The organism is Flavobacterium aurantiibacter (genome assembly GCF_002251775.1).
Lineage (GTDB): Bacteria > Bacteroidota > Bacteroidia > Flavobacteriales > Flavobacteriaceae > Flavobacterium > Flavobacterium aurantiibacter.
The window spans coordinates 1-13,022 of record NZ_NOXX01000219.1; the positions used below are offsets into that span (position 1 = coordinate 1).

General features: G+C 40.5%; 12 protein-coding genes. 5 read left to right on the forward strand and 7 right to left on the reverse strand.

Annotated features, from left to right (window positions below; all coding sequences use genetic code 11):
- Nucleotides 1–201: 201 nt before the first annotated feature.
- Complete coding sequence (locus CHX27_RS12960; protein ID WP_094487186.1) at nucleotides 202–933, reverse strand: GLPGLI family protein; 732 nt, start codon at nucleotides 931–933, stop codon at nucleotides 202–204.
- Nucleotides 934–993: 60 nt separating this feature from the next.
- Entirely contained in the window at nucleotides 994–1,260 is a 267-nt protein-coding gene (locus tag CHX27_RS12965; RefSeq protein ID WP_094487187.1) for a hypothetical protein, read from the reverse strand.
- Nucleotides 1,261–1,648: 388 nt separating this feature from the next.
- Between CHX27_RS12965 and CHX27_RS12970 the strand changes: the two genes are divergently transcribed.
- The 4 genes from CHX27_RS12970 to CHX27_RS12985 are packed head-to-tail and all read left to right on the forward strand — an operon-like array spanning nucleotide 1,649 to nucleotide 5,258.
- Entirely contained in the window at nucleotides 1,649–2,404 is a 756-nt protein-coding gene (locus CHX27_RS12970) for a Rossmann-like and DUF2520 domain-containing protein (protein ID WP_094487188.1), read from the forward strand.
- The gene (locus CHX27_RS12975) at nucleotides 2,391–2,915 is read left to right on the forward strand and encodes a KdsC family phosphatase (RefSeq protein ID WP_094487189.1); all 525 of its coding nucleotides are present in this window, start codon (nucleotides 2,391–2,393) and stop codon (nucleotides 2,913–2,915) included. The genes CHX27_RS12970 and CHX27_RS12975 overlap by 14 nt, the downstream gene beginning before the upstream one ends.
- A gap of 46 nt (nucleotides 2,916–2,961) precedes the next feature.
- Nucleotides 2,962–4,179 carry an RsmB/NOP family class I SAM-dependent RNA methyltransferase gene (locus tag CHX27_RS12980; protein WP_094487190.1) on the forward strand — a complete coding sequence of 406 codons (1,218 nt, stop codon included), beginning with the start codon at nucleotides 2,962–2,964 and terminating at the stop codon, nucleotides 4,177–4,179.
- Entirely contained in the window at nucleotides 4,176–5,258 is a 1,083-nt protein-coding gene (locus CHX27_RS12985; protein ID WP_165764516.1) for an endonuclease, read from the forward strand. Before CHX27_RS12980 ends, CHX27_RS12985 begins: the two co-directional genes overlap by 4 nt.
- Nucleotides 5,259–5,738: 480 nt before the next feature.
- On the opposite strand, the gene CHX27_RS12990 is transcribed toward CHX27_RS12985, so the two are convergent.
- The 3 genes from CHX27_RS12990 to rho all read right to left on the reverse strand — a co-directional run bounded on the left by CHX27_RS12990 (nucleotide 5,739) and on the right by rho (nucleotide 9,845).
- Nucleotides 5,739–7,085 carry a sigma-54-dependent transcriptional regulator gene (locus CHX27_RS12990; protein ID WP_207758964.1) on the reverse strand — a complete coding sequence of 449 codons (1,347 nt, stop codon included), beginning with the start codon at nucleotides 7,083–7,085 and terminating at the stop codon, nucleotides 5,739–5,741.
- Between the two features lie 80 nt (nucleotides 7,086–7,165).
- Nucleotides 7,166–8,008 (reverse strand): M15 family metallopeptidase, encoded by an 843-nt coding sequence (locus CHX27_RS12995; protein ID WP_094487192.1) that lies wholly within the window; start codon nucleotides 8,006–8,008, stop codon nucleotides 7,166–7,168.
- Between the two features lie 124 nt (nucleotides 8,009–8,132).
- On the reverse strand, nucleotides 8,133–9,845 hold the full coding sequence (gene rho, locus CHX27_RS13000; protein ID WP_394335704.1) for a transcription termination factor Rho: 1,713 nt from the start codon (nucleotides 9,843–9,845) through the stop codon (nucleotides 8,133–8,135).
- Between the two features lie 212 nt (nucleotides 9,846–10,057).
- On the opposite strand from rho, the gene CHX27_RS13005 reads away from it, so the two are divergent.
- The gene (locus CHX27_RS13005; protein WP_094487194.1) at nucleotides 10,058–10,465 is read left to right on the forward strand and encodes a DUF4293 domain-containing protein; all 408 of its coding nucleotides are present in this window, start codon (nucleotides 10,058–10,060) and stop codon (nucleotides 10,463–10,465) included.
- Nucleotides 10,466–10,506: 41 nt separating this feature from the next.
- On the opposite strand, the gene CHX27_RS13010 is transcribed toward CHX27_RS13005, so the two are convergent.
- Both CHX27_RS13010 and CHX27_RS13020 read right to left on the reverse strand, forming a co-directional pair.
- Nucleotides 10,507–11,022, reverse strand: a complete 516-nt coding sequence (locus CHX27_RS13010; protein ID WP_165764517.1) for a metallophosphoesterase family protein — start codon at nucleotides 11,020–11,022, stop codon at nucleotides 10,507–10,509.
- Between the two features lie 1,073 nt (nucleotides 11,023–12,095).
- Nucleotides 12,096–12,713, reverse strand: coding sequence for a lipoprotein signal peptidase (locus CHX27_RS13020; protein WP_094487197.1), 618 nt, complete (start codon nucleotides 12,711–12,713; stop codon nucleotides 12,096–12,098).
- Nucleotides 12,714–13,022 lie beyond the last annotated feature (309 nt).

Here is a 13,022-nt window from a genome sequence, read left to right on the forward strand (position 1 = left end):
CTTAATTTCGGGTTTTTCGGCACGCGATTTGGCGAGTACGTTTGCATTTTCGAGGGGTGTGTTGAGCGAATCGGAGACGATGCCAGATATAGTCTTGGTTTGGGAGAAGGATAGTTGGATTGAAAAAAGAAAAAGGCAGAAAAGTACTTTTGACATTAAAACAAGATTATCAAGTGGTAGAGGAGAAAAATCACTGCATATTTAGTCGTTGATTCCTTTACTTCTTTTTGATTCCTTCGCAAGTAAGTTTACGTAATCAATTTCCGAAATTGGAATTCCCTTCGTGAGTACTTCGATCTCTTCTTTACTGTCTAAATTAATCTTTTTAGCGTAAAAGCTAACTCGATTAACAGTGAGTTGTAAAATCAAACCCGGAAGTTTTCCATAGCCACTAGGTCCAAATGGGAACGCTAATTCAGGACAAAACCAAACCATTATTTCATTAGTGGTTATTTTATTGTTGATCCCAATATTTTCTTCAGTTGCTGTTGCTTTATAACATTTAAATCCTTGAATTGTTGTAGTATCTTGGTAGTTGATTTTCCATTTTCCAATTATACTTCTAGAAATTAGATATTTAGCTTTTTCAAAAGTAGCTCGTTCGTTGTTATAAGTCACAGTAGCCTTTGCGTTATCGATATATAATTCTGACTCATAATCGGCTAATATTAATGCGGTTTCCCATTTGTCAGTATCGAGGCCGCGATAGGGGCGTGCATAAAAATTGGCTTCATTTCCTTTAATAGTTAGTATAAATGACGCATTCTTTGCGCCTAAATTACTGTCGTCGAAAAGCAGTTTAAGTCGCGAGTTTTTTTCGATTTTTTCATCCGAAAGAAATTCCAAACCGTATTCTACTTGAACTGTCTTTTTATTCTGTCCGAAACTTATGCAGAAACAGAAAAGGGCAATTATATGCCAATTGTAATTCATAATTTCAATTTTTAAATCCTCAAAGCGTTGATGATTTTACGCTTTGAGGATTGTTACTAATTAATTGCCGTATAAATCATCTAGGCATTTTTCGAAAGCTAAATCAGCTAAACGCATCGCTTTTCTGTGACTAACACCTAGATATTCCTGAAAAAAAGCAACATCAGCACTCCACTGGTCAGCGCATGGTGTGTCTGATAATTTAACATTTTCAGTTTGCAAAGGCAAGCCTTCTGAATTGTAGTCTACCTTGGTTGCTTCTGTGCTGGCAGAGGCAAAGGCATTAAAGCAGAGTAGTGCAATACCACTGTAGAAAAAATTCTTCATTTGTAAATTTTTAAAATTAATAAAATAATAAGTTGGTTAACCGATACCAAAGCAAAAAAAAAAAAACAAGCGGTGCAAATTAAAAAGGAACTTTAACAAAAGTTATAGTAAACCTAATAAAAGTTAAACAATAATTTTTATTGTAGTTTTTGCTGATTTATAANCGTGTTCACAATGCCGCATACGACAGGCTCAGACTCCGAGGATTCGTGGGTTCGGGAGGGGAAAACGATAGGTTAAATGGTGAACGTCTCGAAGTCTTAGTACTTAATACTTCCATCTTAATACTAACAATAAACCTCTTTGCGAACTTTGCGGTTGCCTTCGACAGGCTCAGGCAACTTATTTATCATCCGAGAAAAACAATCAAATTTGTACCTTTACCTCCATGTTGCACATTTCAATAGTCGGTACCGGAAACGTCGCCTTTCATTTGGCTCAGGCTATTGCCGATTGTAAAACGCTTAAACTCGTCGAAGTTGTTGGAAGAAATCCGGATGTGCAAGGCTTTCCCGTTAGTTGCTCAACATCTTTTAACCATATTTCTGAAACCGATTTAATACTAATTGCCGTTGCCGATAAAGCAATTGCTAACGTAGTTGAGCAAATTCCAATTTCATTTCAAGGAACTGTTGCACACACAGCAGCTTCGGTAGCAATGAGCACACTCGGGCGATTCGAAAATCGCGGTGTTTTTTATCCGCTGCAAACCTTTTCGAAAACTAAAGCACTTTCGTGGAACAAACTTCCTGTTTTCCTCGAATCGAATACCAATCAAGCGCAAAAACACTTGGAAAGTTTAGCGCAGAATTTGCAAGCACAACTGTACTCTGCAAGCTCAGAACAACGGTTAAAACTGCATTTAGCTGCGGTTTTTAGCTGCAATTTCGTAAACGCTTTATTCGCGTCCGCAGAAGAAATTCTCAACACCGAAAATGTGCCGTTTGACGTTCTAAAACCCTTGATTTACGAAACAGTCGACAAAGCGTTTTCATTAACGCCGAAAAAAGCACAAACTGGTCCGGCATTACGAAACGACCAGACAACGATGCAAAATCATGTACAAGCTCTAACTGATGCGGAATTGCGCAATTTATATCAAAAACTTTCCGAACTAATCCAAAATCAACATGGAATCTTATAAGCACCTACTCAATCATATTACTACATTCATTTTTGATGTCGACGGCGTGTTAACCAACGGCGAGGTTCACATCACCAGCGACGGAGAAATGTTGCGTACGATGTATATCCGCGATGGTTTTGCCATGAAAGCAGCAGTAGAATCTGGCTATCGTGTCATTATTATTTCTGGTGGTAAAAACGATGGCGTGCGCATTCGATTACAAAATTTGGGTATTACCGATATTGTTTTGGGTTCGGCCGATAAAGTCGAAGCCTTTCACGAGATTATCGACGGTTATCAAATCGATCCGCAACACGTTTTGTATATGGGCGATGATATTCCGGATTATCATGTCATGAAACTAGTTGGCTTACCTACTTGTCCGCAGGATGCAGCGCCTGAAATCAAAGCCATTTCCAAGTACATTTCGCATAAAAATGGAGGTGTAGGAGCTGTGCGCGATGTTATTGAACAGACGATGCGCGTTCAAGGTAAATGGACCACGTATTTTGACGGCAAACACGACTGATGTTCCAAAAGAATGAGCTACCTTTGCGGGCTGATTTTTTTATAGCATGAGATTACACCGAAATCTGGTTTACACCACGATTGATTCCTTGAACATGATTTTCAACGAAGATGCCTACGCCGATAAAGTCGTTGCATTGGCTTTGAAAAAAGATAAGCGTTGGGGAAGCCACGATCGAAAATTTGTTGCCGAAACCATTTACGAAATTGTACGTTGGAAGCGACTATACGCGGAAATTGCCGACGTAAAAGCGCCCTTTGACCGACCAGACCTGTGGCGAATTTTTGCCGTATGGGCAGTATTGCGAGGTTATCCAATTCCAGACTGGACGCAGTTACAAGGCGTTCCTGAACGAAAAATCAAAGGCCGTTTCGACGAACTTTCTAAACAACGCGTGTTCCGTGAAGCCATTCCCGATTGGATGGATGAAATGGCCGTTGCCGAACTCGGAGAAGAATTGTGGACCAAAGAACTTCATGCACAAAATCAGCAAGCAAAAGTTATTTTACGTGTAAATACGCTTAAAACGACACCTCAAAAATTGCGTGCCATTTTAATGGATCTGGATATAGCTACCGATTACCTCGAAGAACAACCGCACGGTCTCGTACTTCGCGAACGCGCCAACGTATTTTTAACCGATGCCTTTAAAGAAGGACTTTTCGAAGTTCAAGATGCCAGTTCGCAATTAGTAGCTCCCCTACTCGACGTTAAACCCGGTATGCGCGTGATCGATGCTTGTGCAGGAGCTGGTGGCAAAACTTTACACTTGGCTTCGTTGATGGAAAACAAGGGTCAGCTTATCGCGATGGATTTATACGAAAGCAAACTCAAGCAACTGAAACTTCGCGCCAAACGAAACGGTGCTTTTAATATTGAATACCGCATTATCGATTCCACGAAAGTGATTAAAAAACTACACCAAAAAGCCGATCGCGTGTTGATTGATGCGCCGTGCAGCGGTTTAGGTGTATTGAAACGCAATCCGGATTCGAAATGGAAACTACAGCCCGAATTTATCGATAACATTCGGGAAGTACAGCGCGATGTCTTGTATCGCTACTCGGAAATGGTAAAACCAGGCGGAAAGTTGGTTTACGCTACTTGTTCAATATTACCCTCTGAAAATCAGCAGCAAGTGGCTGCATTTTTGGAAACCGACCACGGAAAAAACTTTAATTTTGTAACCGATAAAAACATCTTTGCCCACGAAACTGGTTTCGACGGTTTCTATATGGCATTGTTGGAACGTAAAAAAATATGAAAAAGATACTACTTTTAGCGACGGTAAGCCTTTACTCTGTCTTAATGGTCGCGCAAGCAGGCGCACCAGCAGCGCCCTATTACAACGGATTTAATTGGAATTTGACAGGCGATGCATTAAAAACCGCACTAGCAACCAAAATCAGTACAACACACACTAATTTCCTTACTTACACCCCAGGGGTTTGGAACGCTTTGAAAATAATTGATCAAAATCCCGAAAACTCACAGCAAGTATTGCTAATGTACGGATATGAAAATGGAACAGATAATTTTGAATTTAACGATCGAGCACGCAATAAGAATAGTAACGGCGGAAATACCGGTGAATGGAACCGCGAACATGTTTTCGCGCAAGCATTAGGAAACCCAGATTTGGGATCATCCGGTCCCGGCGCCGACGCTCACATGCTCCGTGCCTGCGATGTCAGTCAAAATAACGCCCGAGGAAATAGAAAGTATAGCAGCGGCTCAGGAAACGCTGGTACCGCTGGTGTTAATTGGTATCCTGGCGATGAATGGAAAGGCGATGTCGCCCGGATTATTCTCTATATGTACTTGCGATATGGCGAGCAATGTACACCAACTTTTGTTGGAAGCGGACCAACGATAACCTCAGATCCGAACGTTCCGATTGTGTTTTTGCAATGGAATGCTGAAGATCCTGTATCTCCTTTCGAAGATAATAGAAATACATATCTCGGAAACGGAAACAATACATACGGCCAAGGAAACCGCAATCCGTTTATTGATAATCCGGTTTTAGCGACCCTAATTTGGGGCGGACCTGTAGCCGAAAACCGCTGGCCAAATTTATTCTTGAACACCGAAACGCGCACCCTCGATGCAGCTACCTCGATATATCCAAACCCTGCCAAAGCAGATTACGTTTATGTTAATGCATCCGTAGATTTGGAAACTATTGAGGTAATCAACCTCAACGGGCAACTCGTGCAACGCATTAACAAACCAACCGAAGTTAACGATACGTACCAAATTCAGAACTTGAATAAAGGATTTTACTTGGTAAAACTAACCGCCAATGGCGAAACAACTACCAAAAAGTTAGTTGTGAACTAAACCTGTAGAAATCAAAAAATGTAAACCGAGGCAGCTGTTCTCGGTTTTTTTTTGAAAATTTTCAAGATTTTGAGAATAAGCGATTTTCGTAAAAACTGTTTAAAAGATCTTTCCTGACGGTTCCGAGTTTAAAATAGTTCAATTTTTAGCGCCTTTACTTTTTTGGGGGTGCCGGCGGTTGTTCCGTAGCGCTTCGCCAATAATTTTTTATACCGCCGTCGCGCTATCCGCTTTATCTTTTTGGCAAGAAGTTCGATGGAAAAACCGAAATGCCAAAAAGGATAACACTGCTATCGCTCACCCGGACATAAGTGCACTCAGTTAGTAAAACGGAAATATCCTTAAGAAAATTGTTAAGACTTGTTTATATTTAAAAATCTCAGACCGTTACGTCAAATAAAATCAATCAGTGGGTATCAGGATACCGTTATCAATGCTTGAACTTTCTGTACACCATACTTTATCTCTTTAATTTCAAGACTATTTAAGGTCGTATTCTTGGATTTTGCGATACAGCGTTGTTAGTGCAACCCCGAGTAATTCAGCAGTTTTTGTTTTGTTGCCGTTTGTGTAATTAAGAACTTTCTGAATGTGAATTTTCTCCGCGCTTGCAAGTTCAAAAGCCGAGAGTATTTTACTCTTTGCAACTGCAGTTGTTGCCAATTGAAAGTCGGCTGGAAGATGCTCGATCGTAATTTGCGAATCTGCTAAAATAACGCTTCTTTCAACAACATTCTTCAATTCACGGATATTCCCTTTCCACTCATGCGCTTGAAGGGCTTGAAAATAGTTTGGATCGACCGTTGTAATTCGTTTATTTGTTTTTGCTGAGGCTTGCTCTAAAAACAGTTTGGCAAGTGCTTCAATATCGGAATTTCGTTCGCGTAAGGGTGGTAAATGAATTTGAAAAACCGAAATACGATAAAACAAATCGGAACGAAAATTACCCCTTTGAATTTCATCATTAAGATCGCGATTGGTGGCAGCAATAATGCGTACATTTACTTTAGTGGGTGTCGAATCGCCTACGCGAATAAAACTTCCTGTTTCCAAAACTCGAAGCAATTTCGCTTGTAAATCGATTGCCATTTCACCGATTTCATCCAAGAAAATTGTGCCGTTATTGGCTGCTTCAAAAAGACCTTTTTGATCTTTCATCGCACCGGTAAATGCTCCAGCGCGATGACCAAACATTTCGCTTTCTAACAATTCTTTGCTAAAAGCAGAGCAATTTAAAGCCACGAAATTATGTTTGGATCGGTTACTGGCGTGATGAATTGCTTGTGCGAAAACCTCTTTTCCAGTACCCGTTTCTCCAGTGAGTAAAACAGTGGTATCTGTCGTTGCTACTCGCTGCGCCAAGGCTACAGCATCTTTTATTGCTTTTGATGTACCAATAACTTTATCAAACGAATGTTTATTTCCGAGTTGTTGCTCCAGATTTGCAACACGTTTCGATAAATCAACTTTCTCTAACGCACGATACAATAACGGAATTATCTTGTTGTTATCGTCTCCTTTGGTTAGATAATCGAACGCGCCATTTTTTATCGCTTGAACGCCATCGGGAATGTTTCCGTAAGCGGTAAGCAATATAACTTCGGTAGTTGGAGAAATCGCTTTAATTTCCTTCGCCAAATCAATTCCAAATGCATCGGGAAGCTTGACGTCGCATAAAACCACGTCCACGTCGGTTTGTGTTAATTTGCGAAGTCCTGATTTTTTATCACTAGCTTGATGTACTTCGAAACCTTCCAAGCTAATGATTCTAGCTAGCAACCCACGTAGCTTCTCCTCGTCGTCTATGATTAAGATTTTTCTCAAAATGTTTTATAAAAACTGAATTACAAAGGTAAAACAGTTCTTTTGTGTAGCTAGCGTTCTTCGGAAGCCGTTTTTAAAAAAGTTTAATTACAATTCGAGTTTATTGCCAATACGTAGGTTTCAACCACTTTCATTTTTTTGGCTGTTTCTGCACCTAAAAACCCAGAGATGTCGGTTTCACTAATTTGTGTTTGATACTCTTGCAGGAGCTTCTTTGCAGTAGGCATATAACTCCAATGCCATTTTTCAACCTCATAACCGCTAGAACGACTTGCGCCTTTTTCACTGTAAACCTGACAAAATCCGTAAGTTGCTGCATGCTCGACTAACCATTGATATTCCTTTTTTCCTTTTTGGGTTTCGAAGTAGGAAGGTGAAACGCTATTAATATCAATATCCGTTCCCCAGTGATGACGGGAAGTCCCAGGCATAGCGCTGTATTTCATGATGATTTTTGCGCGATCTACCGGATTTCTAACTGTTAATGCCAAATTTTTACCCGATACAAGCGTTTGTCCGTTCCATTTTTTCTCCCAAATTTTCCTTTGATCTGAAAAATTTCTTGTGGCGGAAACTACTTTTAATAAGATTCCCTCTTTCGCTGCTTTTGCATGCATTTGTTGGAAAGCTGCTAGCACTTCTTTTCGTAAATACAAGTCTTTTTTTGTGGAATACTTTTCGGGAATAATCGAAAAGTCGGGATGTGAAGCCGGAATAAACTTCCCTAAAAGGTACTCACTACTAAAAGATTGAGAACTTTGACTATAACTGCTGCCTATGATACGAGTAGCTCTTTTTTGAAAGGTTTTTTCCTTTTCTGCGTAAGCGAAAAAAGCGAAATAAACAGCTGGAAATATGGCTAATAGTGATTTAAAACGACTAAAGTTTTTCATAAAAAAATCGGCAACAAGGATGTAGCTTTCCAAAGGTAGTGGAAATTAGTCCGCAAACTAACTTCTATAACACGAACTTTAAACAAATGCGAATTTGACTTAAAGTACCTTTTTTGCTAAAATCTTGTTGCCGATTTTATCTCGTGAAGTTTAGTTTTTAATCGTTCATCGAAATCAAAAACTCTTCATTATTACGGGTTTTCTTGAATCTGTCGTTTACAAAATCCATGGCCTCCACTGGGTTCATATCCGACAAATATTTACGCATGATCCACATACGTTGAAGCGTTTTTTCGTCGAGTAGCATGTCATCGCGACGTGTCGATGACGACATTAGGTCAATCGCAGGGAAAATACGTTTGTTTGCAATTTTACGATCTAATTGCAATTCCATATTACCGGTTCCTTTGAACTCTTCAAAAATCACTTCGTCCATTTTAGATCCGGTCTCGGTGAGTGCTGTAGCGATAATCGACAGTGATCCGCCGTTTTCAACGTTACGAGCAGCACCGAAAAATCGTTTTGGTTTTTGAAGCGCATTTGCGTCGACACCACCGCTAAGTACTTTACCCGAAGCAGGTTGTACCGTGTTGTATGCGCGTGCTAGACGAGTAATTGAATCGAGTAAGATAACCACGTCGTGTCCGCACTCTACCAATCTTTTGGCTTTTTCAAGAACGATATTTGCAATTTTCACGTGTTCTTGCGGCTCGCGATCAAAGGTCGATGCAATAACTTCTCCGCGAACAGAGCGCTGCATATCGGTTACCTCTTCCGGACGCTCGTCGATTAGCAATACTAATAGATAAACTTCGGGGTGATTGGCTGCGATGGCATTTGCAATGTCTTTCAAAAGCATCGTTTTACCGGTTTTCGGTTGGGCGACAATCATACCACGCTGCCCTTTACCTATCGGTGCAAATAAATCGATGATTCGTGTAGAAATAGAACTTTGTTTTTCGGCTAAACGAAATTTCTCTTGAGGAAAAACGGGTGTTAAATGCTCGAAAGCAATTCGGTCGCGAACAATTTGCGGATCGTGTCCGTTGATTTTAAGGACTTTAACTAAAGGAAAGAACTTCTCTCCTTCTTTCGGCGGACGTACCACACCTTTAACCGTATCGCCTGTTTTCAGACCAAATAACCGTATTTGTGAAGTTGAAAGGTATATATCGTCTGGTGACGCCAAATAGTTGTAATCTGAAGAACGAAGAAAACCATATCCATCAGGCATCATTTCGAGAACGCCTTCAGATTCGATGATGCCATCAAATTCGTAATCGGCGTCTTTGTATGCAGGTTTCTTTTTAAAGTTTCCGTTAGGATTGTTACCGTTATTCGCGGGCGAATTTTGGTTTTGGAAGTTATTTCGTTGCTCGTTCTGACTTTTTTGAAAGGGTGCAGACTTAGCTTGAACGGGGGCTGGTGTAGCTTCTTCAGCAGCATCAGTGTTTTCAGCTTTTGGAGCTGTATTTTCCGAAAACTGTTCCGCACGTTTACCAAAAGGTTTTGGCGCTCTTGGTTCAAATTTCTTTTTATTGAAATTCTTCTGGCGATCGTTATTGTTTTGGTACGAGACTGCTGGTTCGTTTACCTGACTGTCGTTGGCTTCTGAAACTGGTTTAGCGGATTCAGCAATAGGCTGTTCAGCTGGAACTTCGTCGAAAAGCGGAACTTGCGAACCCGCAGCATTAGTATCCTTACGCTTGCGACCTCTTTTTTCGATTTTAGGTTCAACGTTTACATCTGCGGTTTTAGAATCCTGATTTTGTAAAGCAAGAATACTTTCAATTAGAGCTTCTTTTTTAACACCGTGATATTTAATTTGTTGTGAAGCTTTTGCAATTTCTTGCAACTCAGGCAGCTTCATTGCCTTTAGTTTGGAACTATCGAACATAGATTTCCGGATAAGTTTAGATAGGGAATTGTGAGTAAAAAAATGTTACTTAGAATTTTTAGAAACAAAAGACATAAAATGAAGTACTTATGTCTTTGTGCTGCAATATTACAAATTAATTTCTAGTAAATACAAGGTTTTTTTAAAAAAGAGCTTATACATTTGCAGTGTTCAGAGTAGTAAATATGTTACAGCGCATACAAACTGTTTATTTAATAATTGCCTTCTTATTGTCGGCGGTTGTATCGTTTTTATCTCCAATGTACGTTGATAATGGAAGCGATATTTTTGCATTTAGCAAAATTGAATTTAGTATGCTGTTTGGACTTTCGGCCATGCTGAGTGTGGTGAGTTTGCTGAGTTATAAGAATCGTAAGCAGCAATTTGTCCTTGGTCGTCTGAACATTCTAATCCATGTAATTTTATTAGGAGTACTTGTATATCGATTGCTAAATTTATCTGGAGGACCTTTAGGTTCTGTGAAAGGTATTGGGAGCTTCCTTCCTATTGTTTCTATCGTTTGTTTGGCGTTAGCCAACAAGGCCATCAAAAGGGATGAAGATCTTGTAAAATCTGTTGATCGAATTAGGTAAACCTGTAAACTTAGTTTATTAGTGCGAAGAAAAGTCCGGTGTTACACTGGACTTTTTTTTATGTGTCGCGCGCCCAGTTCGATTACTTCTAGATTCGTTGGTTTAGCAGCTTCAATCTCAAAACGGAGCATGGTACGAATTTGATGAAAGCCACTGATTCCGCAGGCACCTGGATTCATGTGCAAGTGCTGGTATCTCGGATCTCTCATCACTTTTAATATATGCGAATGTCCGCAAATCACCATTTTTGGTTTGTTTGTCTCAATTAAAGACCGCGTGATTTGATTGTAAGTTCCGGGATAACCACAAATGTGTCGGATAAACACACTTAAACCGTCGACTTCAAAAAAATTGTTTTCCGGAAACCGGAGTCGGGCCGACTGTCCGTCGATGTTTCCGAAAACTGCTCGAAGTTTCGCCACTTTTTCAAGTTGATCGACAACCGAAAGGTTTCCTATATCACCTGCATGCCAAACTTCGTCGGCTTTTGACGCGTAGTCTAAAATACGTTCGTCGATATGTCCGTGAGTATCCGATAAAACCAGAATTTTCATAATGCTTTGGTTGCTAAAAAAGCGGAATCCGCAGTTCAATTAATCGCTCAAAAATAAGGCAAGCAATCACTTTCGACCTATTTTATTTTTAAGAAAAGTGTGTTTTTGAATTCGAATTGACGTTTTTAAAAAATATGAGGAAAACCCGTAATGGTATGTCGATTTTTTTTCAAAACTTCGCTTTGATGGGGGCGGGCGGGATGGGGAGCGATTCCCACGTACGAAAATTCCAGAAATAAATTTTACGGAAAAACCGTAATTTGGAAAAATTTTGAGATTTCGAAATTTCGAGATGAAAAGAATCTTGGAGCACCATGTTTCACAAAGCTTTTCACAGTCTGCACAACGCTAGCCTTCGACAAGCTGAGACAGCAGCTTTATTTACGCGCGCAGAATACGCCGAAGTTCTCAGAATTTGGTGGAATGTTTCACCGCTGAGGAAAGCACAGAACGTGTCAAGCCGCCTAAAAATTGCACCGACCTTCGACAGGCTCAGGCACCGACGAGACGTGGGTTGGGTTGGACAAAGATGATATGTAAAGTGGTGAACGACACGAAGTCTTTCCCGATAGCTATCGGGACTCAAATCCTAATACTATAAAGTCTTTGCGCCCAGCCTTCGACAGGCTCAGGCACCGATACGTGAAGTGGTGAATTCATCAAAATCTGGCTTAATGGACATTTTTTAGGCTGATAATCGTGTGAAGCGTTGATATCATTAGCTTTGACGCCAATCAAAGGTTATGAATAAAAAAAGTGCTTTTATTGTGGCAAAGGTTTTGTNCTGGTTTACATGATAATTTACCAGAACTTGCTAGTAGTTATAAAAATCTAACGCATTTACTTAATTCAAAAGATTTATAAACAGATAGCAGATAACACTCTGGCTTCGACAAGCTCAGTCGGCGGTCATGTTACCTCAAATTAAACATAACAACGCATTTTAGAAATTACTTATTCGTTGCCTAAGCCTGTCGAGGGCATAATACAACTTGAAACACTCTGGCTTCGACAAGCTCAGCCGCCGTGTGCGCATTCCCTTCTACTACGAATCCAACATTTCTAGAAGTAACCGATTAATTCCCCTCGCCTGCTGGAGTTGCAAACGACTTCTTGTTGAAAACCAACAAAATACCGATACCAGTCGAAATGGCCATATCGGCGAAATTAAAAATAGCATTAAAAAAAGTGAATGTCTTTCCACCCCAAATAGGTAACCATTCCGGAAGTACATAATCTTCGATAAACGGAAAGTACAGCATATCGACTACTTTGCCGTGAAACACGCTCCCGTAGGGCTGATCCGGCATAAAAACTGCCAGTTCGGTTGTGGTGCTTTCGCTAAAAAATACGCCGTAAAAGACCGAGTCGATGATGTTCCCAAATGCACCGGCCCAAATAAGTGCAATAGCCACAATGAGGTAATTACTAGCTTTTCTACGCGTAGAATCGTACAGCCACCAGCCGATACCGAAAACCGCAATGATACGAAACAAAGTAAGCACCAACTTCCCGTAATCGCCCGGAATTTCGGTACCCCACGCCATGCCGCTATTTTCGATAAACCACAACTTAAACCAACCCGTAACATGAATTTTCTCCTGAAGCAGAAAATGCGTTTTTACGTAAACCTTCGAAACTTGATCGATGATTAAAATACTAAAAATAAGTATGTAGGCCTTTTTTAAAGTCATTTTGCGTGTTATGTGCGGCAAAAATAGTAATTCAAATCGATTTTATTGCAGTTGCGTTTTCTCGTGTTTTTGGGCGTGCCGGCGGACGATTGTGCGCCCAAAAAATTAAAACCACCGCCGTCAGGTCATACGCTACAAAAATTTTGCCCTTTCGCCAACCGTCTGCCGCTTCCTTGTGCTTCCGTTGGTCGCAAATGCAGCGGCGTCGGTTTTGGCAAAACGGCTGCAATTGTTTTCCGCTGCTGCCCTTCACGCAGAGAAACGTTCGCCAAAGACGTTCGTTTTCGGTAACGATTGCCGTGTGAGCGA

Bases quoted from the DNA above. Each gene is read 5' to 3' on its own strand.
- CHX27_RS12960 (WP_094487186.1), bottom strand. From the start codon at position 933: ATGAATTACAATTGGCATATAATTGCCCTTTTCTGTTTCTGCATAAGT.
- CHX27_RS12965 (WP_094487187.1), bottom strand. From the start codon at position 1,260: ATGAAGAATTTTTTCTACAGTGGTATTGCACTACTCTGCTTTAATGCC.
- CHX27_RS12970 (WP_094487188.1), top strand. From the start codon at position 1,649: ATGTTGCACATTTCAATAGTCGGTACCGGAAACGTCGCCTTTCATTTG.
- CHX27_RS12975 (WP_094487189.1), top strand. From the start codon at position 2,391: ATGGAATCTTATAAGCACCTACTCAATCATATTACTACATTCATTTTT.
- CHX27_RS12980 (WP_094487190.1), top strand. From the start codon at position 2,962: ATGAGATTACACCGAAATCTGGTTTACACCACGATTGATTCCTTGAAC.
- CHX27_RS12985 (WP_165764516.1), top strand. From the start codon at position 4,176: ATGAAAAAGATACTACTTTTAGCGACGGTAAGCCTTTACTCTGTCTTA.
- rho (WP_394335704.1), bottom strand. From the start codon at position 9,845: ATGAAGCTGCCTGAGTTGCAAGAAATTGCAAAAGCTTCACAACAAATT.
- CHX27_RS13005 (WP_094487194.1), top strand. From the start codon at position 10,058: ATGTTACAGCGCATACAAACTGTTTATTTAATAATTGCCTTCTTATTG.
- CHX27_RS13020 (WP_094487197.1), bottom strand. From the start codon at position 12,713: ATGACTTTAAAAAAGGCCTACATACTTATTTTTAGTATTTTAATCATC.